This window comes from Massilia sp. GCM10023247, from assembly GCF_042653325.1.
Taxonomy (GTDB): Bacteria; Pseudomonadota; Gammaproteobacteria; order Burkholderiales; family Burkholderiaceae_D; genus Telluria.
In genome coordinates, this window is record NZ_JBHSIB010000022.1 from 312,902 (window position 1) to 327,321 (window position 14,420).

A 14,420-nucleotide genomic window follows, 5' to 3' on the forward strand; every position below is an offset into this window, starting at 1 on the left:
CATTTAATTGATTCCTCCAGTAGAATGCGGGCACTTACTGATTCGGTGAAAAAATATCATGCATGCGCCCTACCCCGACGAGGCGAGCGATCCTGTCCTGACGACGCGCGAGGCGGCCAGGCTGCTGGGGATTGCGGTGAGCACGGCCCAGCTGTGGATCGAAAACGGCGCGCTGGCCGCGTGGAAGACGCCGGGCGGCCATCGCCGGGTGCGCCTGAGCGAGGTCAACCGGCTGCTGGCGGCACGGGGCGGCCTCGCGCCGGCGGCCGGGCCGGACGACTTTGCGCCGCAGTCCGGCGGCAGCCTGCCGCGCCACGAACGCGCGCGCCTGGCCGCGCTGCAGGCCACCGGGCTGCTCGACAGCCCGGCGGAAGCCGTCTTCGACCGCCTTACCTGGCTCGCCGCCGAGGTCACCGGCTGCCCGATCGCCCTGCTCACGCTGGTGACGGCGCAGCGCCAGTGGTTCAAGTCGCGGGTCGGCATCGCGCTGGCCGAGTCGCCGCGCCAGGACGCGTTTTGCAGTGCCACGATCGCCCAGGACGGGGCGCTGATGGTGCCCGACGCCCGGCTCGACCGGCGTTTCCAGCACAGCGCGCTGGTCGTCGGCGCGCCCCACGTGCGCTTCTACGCCGGTTTTCCGCTGGCCACCCGCAGCGGCCAGCGCATCGGCGCGCTGTGCGTGATGGACCTCGAACCGCGCCGCCTGCGCGAGCGGGAACTGCGCGCGCTCGGCGAACTGGCGGCGATCGCGGCCGAGGAAATCAGGCGCCGCTAGAGCTTCCGGCTTGCTGGCGCCGCACCAGGGCCAGCACCGTGTTGCGGATGGTCTTGAGTACCGTGTCGGCCTTGAACGGCTTGACGATGAAGCCGTGCACGCCGCGCGCCATGGCCGCTTCGATGGTCGCCGCGTCGAAGGTGGCGGAGACCATGAAGACGAGCGTCTTCGGCAGCGTTTCTCGCAGCTGCTCGACGACATTGCTGCCGTCCTCGACCTGCTCGCGCGCGATGCACACGATCTGCGGGCGGAATTTATGGGCCAGCAGCAGCGCGCCGTGCGCGGTATGGGCCTGGCCGACGACCTCGTAACCGCCGTCCTGCAGCACCGTGTTCAACAGGCCGCGCGAGACCGCGCTCGAATCGACTATTACTGCCTTGAGCATGGCCTTGTCCGTCCCGGTGTCATCGTCAGTTTCATGGTGCATTCATGGGGATTCGTAGGCCAGCATCTTCCACGTCACGCCCAGGCGCACGTCGGTTTTCAGCTCGACGAGCCGGCGCGACAGATACAGGATGTCGCGCTCGGCGCGCAGGCGCTCGCCCAGCGGGGTTTTCAGGATGCCGGCGCCGGCCATGACGGCGTCCAGGCTGCCGTAGGCGCCGAGCAGACGCGCGGCCGTCTTCATGCCGATCTTGGAGACGCCCGGCACGCCGTCGGTGGCGTCGCCCATCAGCGCCAGCAGGTCGTGCAGCTGCTCGGGCGCGACGCCGAACTTGTTGCGGACCCAGGCGTCGTCGTGCCACTCGCCCTTGAAATGGTCCCACACCAGGGCGCCGTGCGCGATCAGCCCGTGCAGGTCCTTGTCGGTGGTGGCGACGATCGCTTCTCCGCGGTTTTCCTGCAGCCAGCGCATCACGCAGGTGGCGAGCACGTCGTCCGCCTCGACCTCGGGCACCACCACCACCGGCACGCCGGCGCCCTGCAGGCGCGCCTGGAATTCCGGCAGCGCCGCGCGCAGCTCGGACGGCATCGCGTCGCGGTGCTCGCGGTAGCGCGGGTACAGGGCGTGGCGCCAGGTCTCGCCGCCATGGTCGAAGGCGGCCAGCACGTGGGTCGGCGCGTGCGCCTCGAGCAGGTTGCGGAAGGACGAGAACGCGTGGCGCAGGGCGATCCCGGCTTTTAAATCCGAGTCGGGCTCCGGGCTGGCCTCATAGACCCGGCGCACGATGTTCAGGCCGTCGATCGCGAGCAGCTTCGGCATGGCGGCTTACCTGGCGTAGGCGTACTCGCCGCCGCGTTCGAGGGCGCGCACATAGGCCGGGCGCGCGTGGATGCGCTGCAGGAAGTTCGACAGGCGTGGGTACTGCGCATCGAGCCCGCCGCGCGAGGCGGCCGCCTCCAGCGGAAAGCTCATCTGGATGTCGGCGGCGCTCAAGTCGCTGCCGGCGAACCAGTCGCGCGTGGCCAGTTCGGACTCGAGGTAGTCGAGCTGGCTTTTGATGTTCGGGTTCACGAAACTGTCCTTCACCTTGCGCGCGATGGCGCGGGCGATCGGTTTCGCAAAGAAAGGCATGGGGCCGTTCTCGATGCGGTCGAAGACCAGCTTCATCAGCAGCGGCGGCATCGCCGAGCCTTCGGCGAAGTGCAGGAAGAAGCTGTATTTCAGCTTGTCCGGGCTGCCGGCAGGCGGCACCAGGCGCCCCTGGCCATAGCGCTCGACCAGGTATTCGACGATCGCGCCGGACTCGGCGACGACCACGTCGCCGTCGCTGATCACCGGCGATTTGCCGAGCGGGTGCACGGCCTTCAGCTCGGGCGGCGCCAGCATCGTCTTCGGGTCGCGCTGGTATTTCCTGATCTCGTATTCCACGCCCAGCTCCTCGAGCAGCCAGAGGATGCGCTGCGAGCGCGAATTGTTCAGGTGATGGACGGTGATCATGAAAGGCTGGACTGGAGGTGTAGAACGCTAGCTTAGCACTGTTACGGCATTCCAAAAAGGCAGGGGCGCGCCGGCACGGTACGGCAGCGCACCGAGCTGCCTGGCAGCCCCTTCTATGATGCGTTCATGGGCAAGATCCACATCGGCATCTCCGGCTGGCGCTACGCGCCCTGGCGCGGCGTGTTCTATCCGGACGGGCTGGCGCAGGCGCGCGAGCTCGACTACGCGTCTCGCCAGCTGCCGACCATCGAGATCAACGGCTCCTTCTATTCGCTGCAGCGTCCCGAAAGCTATGCCGCGTGGTACCGCGCCACCCCGCCCGGCTTCCTGTTCGCGGTCAAGGGCAACCGTTACATTACCCACATGCTCAAGCTGAACGAGGTCGAGGGACCGCTGGCGAATGTGCTGGCCTCGGGCGTGTTCGAATTGCGCGACAAGCTCGGCCCCTTCCTGTGGCAGTTCCCGCCGATGGTGCGCTTCGACCCCGAACGCTTCGAGCGCTTCTTCCGCCTGCTGCCCCAGGACACAGAGGCGGCGCTGGCGCTCGCCTCGCGCTACGAGCCGCGCATGGAAGGAAAAATCTCGCTGGCGCTGGATGCCAAACGCCCGATGCGCCATGCGGTCGAAATCCGCCACGACAGCTTTCGGGACCCGCGTTTCATCGACCTGCTGCGCGAGTACAACATCGCCCTGGTCGCCGCCGACACGGCCGGCCGCTGGCCCTACATCGACGAGGTCACGGCCGATTTTACCTACATCCGCCTGCACGGCGACAAGGAGCTGTATGCGAGCGGCTACGACGACGAGGCCATCGCGCTGTGGGCCGCACGCATCCGCGCCTGGCACAGCGGCGGGCGCGACGTGTACTGCTACTTCGACAACGACATCAAGGTGCACGCCCCCTACGACGCCCTGCGCCTGATCGCGGCCCTCGGCCTGCCGTAGGGTGGCGTCCCCGACTCCACGCGTAAAGCCCGCGTACCAGCAGCTCCTACTCCCACTCCAACTCCGCAATCTCCGGCGCTCCCGCCCAATCACCCGGACACACCCCATCGCGCACATACCGGTGAAACGTCGAAAACGGCCAGTCCCCCACCCTGCGCACGAGCCCGTGCTTGAGCGGATTGAAGTGGATGTAATCGACATACCGCTCCATATCGCGCTCATCGCGGATCCGGTGCTCCAATAAGCGCCGCTGCCAGATCGTCGACTCCTTCCGGTGCCTGCCCACGTTGGTCAGGAGCGCCGGGTCATGCAGGGTGCTTCGGCAGGCACTCGCGACGTCGCGCTTGATCTCGCTCCAGCGCGTCGGGTAATCCTGGTCGCCGGCCGGCAGCGTCCAGATGCAGTGCATATGGTCGGGCAGCAGCACCCAGGCATCGACGACGAAGGGCCGGGTCAGGCGCACGCTGTGAACGGCCTGGTGCAGGGCCGCGCGCAAGATCGGGAGGCAAAAGATGGGGCGCCGGCGGTAGGAAACGGCCGTGAAAAAGTAGGTCGAGCCCGTGAATTGGCGGCGGTAGCGTGGCATGGTGCGGCATCGTAAAGCCGGCGCGCGCGGGGGTGGATGCGTTAGCTCAATCGGGCGGCGGCAGGCGGTGTGCAGCGTTTACCCGAGCAGCATCTTGGCGATGTCCTCGGAGCCATGCCAATCTGGCGGATAGCTGCCCTCGCGCACGTGGCGGTGAAACGTCGAATGCGGCCAGTCCCGGACCCGCTCGGCCTGCCCGTGCTTGACCGGATCGAAATGGATGTAATCCATGTGCCGTTCGAAATCGTGGTCGTCGTGGATCGGGTGTTCCCAGAACTGGCGCTGCCAGAGGGTCACTTCGCGCCGGTGATGGGGAGACGGGTCGGCAAAGGCGGCTTCCTGCAGGCGCCGTCCGACGTCGCTCGCGACATAGCGCTTGATCGCCAGCCAGCGCGCGGCGTAATCGAGGTCGCCTTCCGGCAGCGTCCACATGCAGTGCATGTGATCGGGCAGCAGCACCCAGGCGTCGACGATGAAGGGCCGGCTGGCGCATACCAGTTGCACCGCCTTGGCCAGGCTGGTGCGGATGATGGGGTTGCAGAAGATCGGCCGCCGCTGGTGGGCGACGATCGTGAAGAAATAGGTGGAACCGGCGAGCGGGGAGCGGGAGCGCGACGTCATGGTCGCATCGTAGTGCGGCGGCGCGCGCCAGCGGATGTGTCAGGTCAATCCGGACGCGATTTCGCCCGGCCGGACCGGGTTCAGCGCTTCTCGTGCAGCTTGATCACGCGGTGCTTGCTGCCGGCAGGCGGGGTCGGCGCGGCGGGCTCGTCGGTACTGCAGGTGTTGCAGGTGTTGCAGCCGCTGCCGCAGCTGCCGCCCGTGTCGAGCCAGCGCACCAGTTTCGAATCGGTGCCGCCGCTCGACAAGCGGTTGACGATGCGCAGGCGCCAGGCGGCCGGCAGGTATTTCGCGCCGATATACACGGCCGCCACCAGCACGACCAGCGCGACGACGAGTTCCTGCCACATGCTCAGCCTCCGCCCAGCGCCAGCGCGACGCGGTAGGTGATGAAGGACGCCAGGTAGGCCAGCGCGAACATGTAGCCCGCCATCATCCACGCATATTTGGCGCTGCCGGTTTCGCGGCGCACCACCGACAGCGTCGACAGGCACTGCGGCGCGTACACGTACCAGGCCAGCAGCGACAGCGCGGTGGCGATCGACCAGGAGCCGGCGATCAGCGGGCCCAGGGTGTTGGCGACGTCGTCGCCGGAACCGGCCAGCGCGTACACGGTGCCCAGCGCGCCGACCGCCACTTCGCGCGCGGCCATGCCCGGCACCAGCGCGATGCAGATCTGCCAGCCGAAGCCGATCGGCTCGAAGATCACGGCCAGCGCGCGGCCCAGCATGCCCGCGATGCTGTAGTAGATCGGCGGTTGCGTCGCGCCTTCCGGGGCGCCCGGGAAGCTCGACAGGAACCAGACCAGCACCATCAGGGTCAGGATCAGGGTGCCGACGCGGCGCAGGAAGATCATCGCGCGTTCCCACAGGCCGATCGCCAGCGTCTGCAGGTGCGGCCAGTGGTAAGCGGGCAGTTCCATCATGAGGGGGTGCTGGCCGCTGCGGCTGCGGCGCTTCATGAACCAGGCCACGCCCATGGCGCTGACGATGCCCATTGCGTACAGCACGAACAGGACCAGGCCCTGCAGGTTGAAGATGCCGACGTCGCGATTGGGAATGAAGGCGGCAATGATCAGGGCGTACACCGGCAGGCGCGCCGAGCAGGTCATCAGGGGCGCGATCATGATCGTCACCAGGCGGTCGCGCGGATTCTGGATGGTGCGCGCGGCCATCACGCCGGGGATCGCGCAGGCAAACGAGGACAGCAGTGGAATGAAGGCGCGGCCGGACAGGCCGACGCCGCCCATCATGCGATCGAGCAGGAAGGCCGCGCGCGGCAGGTAGCCGATGTCCTCGAGGATCAGGATGAAGAAGAACAGGATCAGGATCTGCGGCAGGAATACCAGCACGCCGCCGACGCCGGCGATGATGCCGTCCACGAGCAGGCTGCGCAGCGGTCCCTCCGACATGAGGTCGCCGATCCGGCTGCCGATCCCTTCCACCGTCGAGGTGATCAGGTCCATCGGCGCCTCGGCCCAGCTGAACACGGCCTGGAAGATCACGAACATCATCACGGCCAGCAGGATCGGCCCGATGACCGGGTGCAGCACCACGTTGTCGATTTTTTCGGACAGGTTGCCCTTGTCGTGGGCGTAGCTGGTGCAGGCTTCCAGGATGCGGCGCACTTCGCGCTGGGTCTGTTCGACCGGCACCGCGTCGATCGCGGCCAGCGGCTGCGGCGCGACCGGGCTGTCGAGCGGCATGCGGTCGAGGGCGGCGAGCAGCGGCGCTTCGCCGCCGGCCTGGATCGCGACCGTTTCGACGACCGGCATGCCCAGTTCCTGCGCCAGCTTCGCGGTGTCGATCTCGATGCCGCGTTTTTTGGCGACGTCGACCATGTTCAGGGCCAGCACCATCGGCAGCCCGAGGCGCTGGACTTCCAGCACCAGGCGCAGGTTCAGGCGCAGGTTGGTCGCGTTGACGACGCAGATGACGGCGTCCGGCGCCTTTTCGCCGGCGCGCAGGCCGGCGATCACGTCGCGCGTGATCGCTTCGTCCGGGGTCTGGGCCGACAGGCTGTAGGCGCCCGGCAGGTCGAGCACGCGCAGCGGGCGGCCGGCCGGCGAAACAAAACTGCCTTCCTTGCGTTCGATGGTGACGCCGGCGTAGTTCGCGACCTTCTGGCGCGCGCCGGTCAGGCGGTTGAACAGCGCGGTCTTGCCGCAGTTCGGATTACCCAGCAATGCGATCAGGGGCGACTTCGCCGCCACCTGTTGTTCCATGACACCCATCGATTATTCCGGCTGGATTGAGACGAGCGCAGCTTCGAACTTGCGCAGCGCGAAGGTCGATTCGCCGACCTTGACGGCAACCGGGCCGCCGGGCAGGCCGCGCTTGAGCATGCGGATGCGCTCGCCCGGCACGAAGCCGAGCTCCATCAGCCGGCGCGGCACGTCCGCGCCGCCCTGGGCGGTCGGCGCGAGGTGGATCACGGTGGCACTCTGCCCGGCCTTCAGGGTATCGAGTGTCGTCAAAGTTGGGGCTAGGGTCATGGCGGCGGTCCGGTGATGTAGCGCTGATGAGACAGATACGAACATCATAAACCTAAATGCGAATTATTTCTATTTGCAGAATCGATCACACGACAAAACTGCTTGCGTTCCTCCAAAAGATTCAGCAGAATAGAACACGAATGAGAACGATTCTCATTATTCTACTGACAATGCCAGGGAACTACTTCGATGATCGTCTGTGTTTGCAACAACATTTCCGACCGTGAAATCCGCCAGGCGGTCGACCTCGGCATTACCTCGATCGCCGCACTGCGCGCGGAGCTCGGCCTGGGCACCGACTGCGGCAAGTGCGTCAGCTACGCCCGCGAAGTGCTGCACGAGGCGCTCGACAGCAAGACCGTTGTCACCGAACTGAGCTTCCGCGCCTCGCAACTGGCCTGATCCGATTTTCCCGGCGTGCCGGCGTTCGCGCCGCGCACCCTGTCGCCCTTTGCTATGATGGTGGGTAACGAACAACCACAACAAGGCATATCATGAAGGGCGATCCCAACGTCATCCGGCTGCTCAACGCGCAGCTGACCAACGAACTCACCGCCGTCAACCAGTACTTCCTGCATGCGCGGATGTACCGCCACTGGGGCTTCTTCAAGCTCGGCAAGAAGGAATACGACGAATCGATCGGCGAAATGAAGCATGCCGACCGCCTGATCGACCGCATCCTGATGCTCGACGGCCTGCCGAACCTGCAAGCCCTGCATAAGCTCCTGATCGGCGAGAACACCGAGGAAATGCTGGCCGCCGACCTGAAGCTCGAGCGCGCCGCCCAGCTGACCGTCAAGGAAGGCATCGCCGCCTGCGAAGTGGCCGCCGACTACGTCTCGCGCGACCTGCTGCTCGAAATCCTGGAAGACACCGAAGAGCACATCGAGTGGCTCGAAACCCAGCTCGACCTGATCACCAAGGTCGGCATCCAGAATTACCTGCAGAGCCAGATGGTGGAATAAACACCCTGCCGTATGGCGGGCCGGTTGCGCCCGCCATACGATGCGGCCTCACTCCTGTGTCACCCACACCGGCGCCGACCACAGTACGTTGCCGTCCGCCTGCGTCACCTTCGCATAATAAAAATGCGCCCCGATCGATGGGGTGAAAGTCAGCGTCGCCTCGCTCGACATCTGCGTCACGTTCCCGCCCCGCCCCGGCACCCCTTCCATGATCGCGACCGACGCGACCTGCTTGCCGCTGCTGCTGGCAAAATTCGCCACCAGCGTCAGCGGTCCGCGATTGGTAAACCGCTCCCCCATCATCCGCCCGTTGGCGGTCAGCACCAGCTGCGAACCCTTGTCCATCGTCGCGAACACGCGCCGCGCCTTCAATGCGTCGATGAAGCTGGCCTGGCTCAAGGGCAGGCCGTTGGGGATCAGCACGCCGGTGCGGTTGGTGTAGGCCGTGCCCCAGTTCGCGCAGTGGTTGTCCTGGTTGGTGCTGAAGGCCACGTGGAAACCCGCCTCGAGCGCCTTGTTGCAGGCCATCTCGAAATTGCTGCGCCGGGTTTCGCCCTCCTTGTCGTTGCTGGAAAACGCGGTGCTGTTGACGACCTCGCACAGCGCCATCGCCTCGTCGCCGTCGGGCGTATAGCCGAGCGCCTTGCCGCCAATGTCGAACTGGCCGCTCAGCGAGGGATGGTTGAACTGGCCGACCCAGCCGCGCTCGCGCATCAGGGTATACAGCGCCGCATAGTCGCTGCGCGGCGTGTTCAGGTCGGCCAGCAATTCTCCCTTCGCGTTCTTTTCCCAGCCGAGCAGCTGGTCGCTATTGAAAATGTTGATGTGGCCGCCCTTGTTGATGACGCCCCACTCCATCCCGTAGACGGCGAGGAAATCCGGATGGGCGGCATTGAACCCGGCCGCGCTGGCGAGCCCCTTGCGGTACAGGGCCTTGGCCGTGGCCGGATCGGCTTCCACTTGCGTGCCGTCCGAACCGTCGAACATGTGGTTGTGCTCGGAGGCAACGAGGATGTCGAGACCGTGCCGGCGCGCATAGGCAAACGCATCGTCCGGGCCATATTTCGCGCTCAGGGGTTCCTTGGCGCCCTTGCAGTCGGACAGTTCGGCCCCGCCGTCGCTGTGGTTGGTCTGGCTGTGCAGGTTGCCGAAGTAGACGGTGTAGGGCAGGGAACCGGTTGCCGGCGCGGCGGCACGCGGCGCGCGGTTGACCGGGAGCGGCGCGAAGCGCGGCAGGCGCGGCGACCGCGGCGGGCCGATTTCGATTTGCCAGGACTGCTCGTGCAGGTCGGTAGAGGGTGTGTCCGCGCCCGCGTCGCGGCTGGCGGCGCGCAGGCGCACGGCGTAGCTCCCGGGGCTCAGCTTGCCGGCGTCGAGCCCGGACCAGGGCACCGCCACCGACACCGGCCCCTGCGGCATGGGCGTGCTGCCCTGCCAGCGCCGCACCACGCGCCCGTGCGGGTGGATGATCTCGAGCTGCCAGTCGACGACCTGGGGCGCCTGCGCGTTCGGGAAGTCGAACGCCAGCGTGAACGTGCGCGCCTCGGACATGCCGGGGCTGGCGGCGCGGTAGGGCGCGTGCAGGGTGGCTTCGAATTCGCGGTGTTCGTCGATGCCGGCAAACGCGCCCGGGGCGCAGCACAGAAGAAGAAGAGCGAGGCGGAATGGGGGCAGGATTGAGGTTTTCATGATGCAATTGTTGCAATTGCATCATGATGGCAACTTGCGCTAGCGCCCGCGAAAGTTGCTAATACTTATACTTTTTTTGACAAAAGGACAGCGGCCTGCACTGACGCGGTTCTTATCCCGCCCGCATCCAGCGATCGACCTGCTTCAACGGCAGGTTCAGGCGCGCGCAGCCGATCTGGTCCGGACGCACGTTGAGCTCGATCATGCGGGGCCCATCGGTCGCAATGGCGACATCGACCCCGGCCAGGTTGACGTGCGGGAAGGCGCGCAAGGCCTGCTTCGCCACTTCCTGGCATTCTTTCCAGTACGGCAGTTGCACGCCGCTGATCTGGCCGCCCGTGTCCGGGTGCGCGTCCATGGTCTCGAGCGGGTTCTTGGCGTTGGCCGCATGGGTCAGGATGCCGGTCTCCAGCTCGACCGGGCAAAAGATGCCGCCCTGGCTGGTGTTGTCGACCATGCTGCCCTTGCGCCCCACGCGCAAGAAAGCGCCGGCAATCCGGCATTCGCCGCGCGCCTGGTACAGCCAGATGCGCAGGGTGTTGACCGAATTCGGGTGAATGCCGGATAACACCGGGTGCTGGACCAGGTAGTGCTCGACGATATAGCCCTCGCGGTTCTGGCTCGCCAGTTGCCACCAGTCGCCGATCGTCGTTTCGGCGCCGGTCAAGGGGTGGCGCAACACGGGTTGGCCGCCCTTGTCTCCGATCTCGAAGGCGGAGAAGCCGGCGCCGCCATAGCCCTCGACGGGTTTGAAACAGACCCGTTTGCCCATCAGGCTGCGGCACAATTGTTCGAGGTCGCGCGCGTCGCGCAAGGCGACGCCATCGGCACGCGCGCCGCGCTGCGGGTGCAGGTAGCCGATGAATGCGGGCGTGGGCACGCCGACCAGTTGCAGGATCGCCTTCTCGATCACCTTGTGCTGCGAGCTCTTCTGGTAGCCCGGACGGTTCCAGCGGTCGATGAAGGCGTTGTATTCCTTCTTGTTGACGTGTTCCCACTTGTCCGTAAACGGCACCGAGGGGCGCCACCAGCGCGCCTGCAGGTAATAGCCGGGGCCGATCCCGCGCAGCAGGAACAGGGCGCCCATCTCCAGCGACTGGCGCCAGAACGGCAGGTAGGCGTGCCCGCCCTTCCCCGAGCGCAGGTGCGCCCAGGCACGCTTGATATCTTTTACGACTTGCATCTGTATCCTCTCACCGGCCCAGCCATTGCTGACAGCACTACCCGAAAAATTATCGAAGTATTATGCCATTCCTAGGCGCAATAGCCCGGCACGGTAGACAGGATCAGGCGCCGGTCAGAAGTGGTACTCGGCGCGCACCATCGGCGTGCTGGCGCGCTGGCCGCGCCCGCCCGTGGTGGCGCGGGTATTGCCGAACTTGTTGTTCCAGAACTGGTACTCGAGGCCGACGCGGAAGCGGTTCTTCGGCTGGCCGAAGTGGAAACCGGCGTCGTACATCAGCGCCATGTCGATGTTCGTTTCCGGACCGGTGTCCTGGCCGACTTCGTCGCGGCCCTTGGCGCCGATGTAGTTGCCATAGCCCTCGAAGGACAGGCGCTCCATCACGGGAATCGCCCAGGTGACGGACAGCATCGCGTGGGTGTCGTAGGTGTAGCGGCCGTTGACGTTCGAGATCGGCGGGAAGGCACCGCTCGGGGCGTTGCTTTCGCGCAGCAGGAGCAGGCTGGTATTAAGGAAGCCGGCCGGCACGTCCCACATCAGGGTCGGCCCGGCCACCAGCATGCGCTTGCGCGAGTTGTAACCGACGTCGTTTTTCGTGTTCCAGTCGAAGCCGAAGGTCGCGCCCACGCCCTTCACTGCGCCGAAGCGGATCTCCTGGCCGCGCAGCGCGCCGATGTCGAGCGTGTGGCGGTAGACGACATAGGCTTCCTGCGCGCCTTCCGACTGGGTCAGCGAAGCCGGGTCGCTCTTGTCCGACTGCAGCAGGTCGACGTTGAAGTAATTGCTGCCGTACTTGTAGCCGCTGGCATGGGTCAGCGCGAAGATGTGCTTCTTGATGTGTTCGGGATTGAAGGGCTCGGCGAAACGGGTGCCGTAGCGCCAGCTGATCGAGGTATCGCTCCAGTCGGCGGCCTGGGCTGTTTGTACAGCGCCGCAGGTGAGCAGGAGGGTGGCGCAGGCCGCCAGCGTGATCTTGTTCGTCATGGAATGGTTTTTGACTGGGTTTCTTCTTGTTCCGCCGAAACGGCGGGCCCTTGCCGGCGCGCGACATGCAGCTCGACGCGGTGCGTGGCGCCATCGTCGACCAGCGGCACCGCGTTGCCGGCCACCGGCTGCCCATCGACCAGCAGCAGTGCCGCCTCGGCGGCGCTGACTTCGATCGCATAGACGCTGCTGCGGTAGCGGTACTGTAACCGGAAACCCGGCCAGTGTTGCGGCAACTGTGGCGCCAGCAGCAACTGTTGGCCGACACGCTCGACACCGAGCAGCGATTCGACGACCAGGCGCAGCAGCGGTCCGGCGGCGCCAGTGTACCAGTTCGCACCGGCCGGCCCCAACAGCGGCGCCGGCGGCAGCGCCGCGCGCAACAGATAGGGGGCCTGGCCGGCGTCGGCACCGCCCGCGTGGACGTCCGGGCGTGCCGGGTTGAGCTGGTCGAGCAGTTGCCAGGCGCGCTCGGCCTGGCCCAGGCGCGCAAAGGCCATCGCGGCCCAGACCGCATCGAGCGTGCGCGCGGCGCCGTCGCGCACCAGGCAGGCGTCGGCGGCCGCCATGGCGCAGGCGGCGCGTCCCGGACTGGCCGCATCCGACAGCACGGCCCAGGCTTGCACGGCCACATCGAGCGGCGCGTCCTTGTCCTGCGCATCGAGCCTGCTGCGATAGCGCTCGCCGTCCCAGGCGTGCTGCGCGATGCGGGCGGCCAACGCCAGCGCGCCGGCGCGGCAGGTGGTCGCGAAACCGTAATCGGCGCGCCGTTCGGCCACCTCGGCAAAGCGGCGCAACACCTCGGTCATGAACAAGCCCAGCCACACGCTTTCGGCGCCCCCGGCGTTTTCGCCGTCCGCCAGCGGCAGGCCGTGCCTGCCGACGCGCAGCGCGTGACGGATCGCGCGCACGCAGTGCTCGTAGAGCTTGCCGTGGGCGTGCGCGCCGGCATCGAGCGCGCGCTCTTCGAGCCAGGGGATGGATTCGTCGAGCAGGCTGGCGTCGCCGGTCGCGGCCAGGTAGCGGCAGGTCGCCAGCGGCAGCCACAGCAGGTCGGCGGCATCGCGCATGCGCACCGCACGCGGCACCGCTCCGTCACCCATGCGCGCCGGCACGTCCTCGAGAAACTGGTGGGCAGCGCAGCGCAGCACCTGCTCGCGCAGCAGTTGCGGGCGCGTCTGCGCCAGGGCCATCGCTTCCTGCAGGCAGTCGCCGAAGCGCCAGCCGGCTCGCACGCCGCGCGCCCAGATGCCGCCGGCAATTGCCTGGTAGGCCAGCCAGCCGTTGGCCAGCAGGTCGAGCGCGGGGTCGGGCGTCTCGATGCGCAGCACACCGAGGGTCTCGCGCCACCAGGCGCGCACCTGGGCGAGCGCCGCGGCGGCGTCGGCGTGGGTGCGAACGAGCTCGCCGATGCCGCCGATGCCATCAACGCGGCCGGCGCCGAGCATGAACACATACTGTTTCTCTTCGCCCGGCGCGAGCACCAAGGCCACCTGCAGCGCCGCGCAGGGATCGAAGCCGGCGCCGATGCTGCCCGAGAGCGGCGTGCCGCCCAGCGCCTGCGGCTGGCCGCGCTGGCCGTTGCGGCCGATGAACTCCTGGCGGTCGCAGGTGAAAGCGGCCTCGGCGTCGACGTGGAAGAAGGCTGCGCGGTCCGCATCGCCATGCCAGGCGCTGCGCGCCAACAGGGCGCCGGTGGCCGGGTCAAGCTCGGTGACGATGTGGGGCGCCAGTTGCGCCCGCCCCTCGCCCGGCAGCGCGCCCAGCATCCACTCGACGTAGCCGGTGACGGACAGGCGACGCGGTGCGCTGCCGTCGTTGCGCAGTTTGAGCACCGTGTATTTCAGCGGCGCCGCCAGCGCGACAAAACTCGTCATCTCCGAGCCGATGCCGTGCGCGCTGTGCTCGAACACGCTGTAGCCGAAGCCGTGGCGCGTCAGGTAGGCGCCGCCGGACGGCGCCGGCAGCGCGCTCGGCGACCATACCGCGCCGCTGGCCTCGTCGCGCAGGTAGAAGGCTTCGCCGCCGGGCGCGCTCAAGCACTGCCCTGCCGGGCCCCAGGTGGCGGCCTCGCCGCTCTCGGACAGGCAGCTGCCGAAGGCCGGGTTGGCCAGCAGGTTCGGCCACGCTTGCGGCGTGCCGCGGCCGGGCGCCGTGCGGACCAGGTATTCGCTGCCGTCGGCGCTGAAGCCGCCGATGCCGTTGTCGAGCAGCGGCGCGGGTGGCGCCGCCTGCGGCGGCCGCGGGCTCGGTGGCGGCGTGGGGCGCAGCGGCGGCGCGGCGGGTGGCGCGGATG

The 14,420-nt window shown here is 67.3% G+C and carries 16 protein-coding genes; 4 read left to right on the forward strand and 12 right to left on the reverse strand.

Annotated elements, in window-relative coordinates; genetic code table 11:
• Positions 1-58: 58 nt before the first annotated feature.
• Positions 59-775, forward strand: a complete 717-nt coding sequence (locus tag ACFPAH_RS18230) for a GAF domain-containing protein (RefSeq protein ID WP_379748133.1) — start codon at positions 59-61, stop codon at positions 773-775.
• Here ACFPAH_RS18230 and ACFPAH_RS18235 read toward each other — a convergent pair.
• From ACFPAH_RS18235 to ACFPAH_RS18245, 3 genes are read right to left on the reverse strand one after another with little or no spacing between them, the layout of a single operon-like run.
• Positions 762-1,160 carry an ANTAR domain-containing response regulator gene (locus tag ACFPAH_RS18235; RefSeq protein ID WP_379748135.1) on the reverse strand — a complete coding sequence of 133 codons (399 nt, stop codon included), beginning with the start codon at positions 1,158-1,160 and terminating at the stop codon, positions 762-764. The two genes, ACFPAH_RS18230 and ACFPAH_RS18235, sit on opposite strands and share 14 nt — an antisense overlap.
• A 42-nt stretch (positions 1,161-1,202) precedes the next feature.
• A complete protein-coding gene (locus ACFPAH_RS18240) occupies positions 1,203-1,979 on the reverse strand; it encodes a 5'-3' exonuclease (protein WP_379748137.1) in 777 nt (258 codons plus the stop codon).
• Positions 1,980-1,985: 6 nt separating this feature from the next.
• Positions 1,986-2,657: a glutathione S-transferase gene (locus ACFPAH_RS18245; protein ID WP_379748139.1), complete on the reverse strand. Its 672-nt coding sequence runs from the start codon at positions 2,655-2,657 to the stop codon at positions 1,986-1,988.
• Positions 2,658-2,783: 126 nt separating this feature from the next.
• On the opposite strand from ACFPAH_RS18245, the gene ACFPAH_RS18250 reads away from it, so the two are divergent.
• Complete coding sequence (locus ACFPAH_RS18250) at positions 2,784-3,602, forward strand: DUF72 domain-containing protein (protein ID WP_379748141.1); 819 nt, start codon at positions 2,784-2,786, stop codon at positions 3,600-3,602.
• 46 nt (positions 3,603-3,648) lie between these two features.
• Here ACFPAH_RS18250 and ACFPAH_RS18255 read toward each other — a convergent pair whose 3' ends face one another.
• The 5 genes from ACFPAH_RS18255 to ACFPAH_RS18275 form a co-directional block, all read right to left on the reverse strand.
• Positions 3,649-4,188, reverse strand: a complete 540-nt coding sequence (locus ACFPAH_RS18255; RefSeq protein WP_379748143.1) for an REP-associated tyrosine transposase — start codon at positions 4,186-4,188, stop codon at positions 3,649-3,651.
• A 78-nt stretch (positions 4,189-4,266) separates the two neighbouring features.
• On the reverse strand, positions 4,267-4,809 hold the full coding sequence (locus tag ACFPAH_RS18260; protein ID WP_379748145.1) for an REP-associated tyrosine transposase: 543 nt from the start codon (positions 4,807-4,809) through the stop codon (positions 4,267-4,269).
• Positions 4,810-4,889: 80 nt separating this feature from the next.
• Positions 4,890-5,159 carry a DUF6587 family protein gene (locus tag ACFPAH_RS18265; RefSeq protein ID WP_379748147.1) on the reverse strand — a complete coding sequence of 90 codons (270 nt, stop codon included), beginning with the start codon at positions 5,157-5,159 and terminating at the stop codon, positions 4,890-4,892.
• Positions 5,160-5,161: 2 nt separating this feature from the next.
• A complete protein-coding gene (gene feoB / locus ACFPAH_RS18270) occupies positions 5,162-7,042 on the reverse strand; it encodes a ferrous iron transporter B (RefSeq protein WP_379748149.1) in 1,881 nt (626 codons plus the stop codon).
• 3 nt (positions 7,043-7,045) lie between these two features.
• On the reverse strand, positions 7,046-7,303 hold the full coding sequence (locus ACFPAH_RS18275; RefSeq protein WP_379748151.1) for a FeoA family protein: 258 nt from the start codon (positions 7,301-7,303) through the stop codon (positions 7,046-7,048).
• A gap of 189 nt (positions 7,304-7,492) precedes the next feature.
• Here ACFPAH_RS18275 and ACFPAH_RS18280 point away from each other — a divergent pair, with 189 nt between their 5' ends.
• Together ACFPAH_RS18280 and bfr are read left to right on the forward strand one after the other, a co-directional pair.
• Positions 7,493-7,705 (forward strand): (2Fe-2S)-binding protein, encoded by a 213-nt coding sequence (locus ACFPAH_RS18280; protein WP_379748153.1) that lies wholly within the window; start codon positions 7,493-7,495, stop codon positions 7,703-7,705.
• Positions 7,706-7,797: 92 nt separating this feature from the next.
• Positions 7,798-8,268, forward strand: a complete 471-nt coding sequence (gene bfr / locus ACFPAH_RS18285; protein WP_379748155.1) for a bacterioferritin — start codon at positions 7,798-7,800, stop codon at positions 8,266-8,268.
• Positions 8,269-8,316: 48 nt separating this feature from the next.
• Here bfr and ACFPAH_RS18290 read toward each other — a convergent pair whose 3' ends face one another.
• The 4 genes from ACFPAH_RS18290 to ACFPAH_RS18305 all read right to left on the reverse strand — a co-directional run.
• Complete coding sequence (locus ACFPAH_RS18290) at positions 8,317-9,957, reverse strand: CehA/McbA family metallohydrolase (RefSeq protein WP_379748157.1); 1,641 nt, start codon at positions 9,955-9,957, stop codon at positions 8,317-8,319.
• A gap of 112 nt (positions 9,958-10,069) precedes the next feature.
• Positions 10,070-11,140 (reverse strand): sugar-transfer associated ATP-grasp domain-containing protein, encoded by a 1,071-nt coding sequence (locus ACFPAH_RS18295; protein WP_379748159.1) that lies wholly within the window; start codon positions 11,138-11,140, stop codon positions 10,070-10,072.
• Between the two features lie 114 nt (positions 11,141-11,254).
• The gene (locus ACFPAH_RS18300) at positions 11,255-12,124 is read right to left on the reverse strand and encodes an outer envelope protein (RefSeq protein WP_379748161.1); all 870 of its coding nucleotides are present in this window, start codon (positions 12,122-12,124) and stop codon (positions 11,255-11,257) included.
• Positions 12,121-14,420 (reverse strand): GH36-type glycosyl hydrolase domain-containing protein (locus tag ACFPAH_RS18305; RefSeq protein WP_379748163.1); only part of this gene is annotated, 2,300 nt, incomplete at its 5' end. The genes ACFPAH_RS18305 and ACFPAH_RS18300, both read right to left, overlap by 4 nt.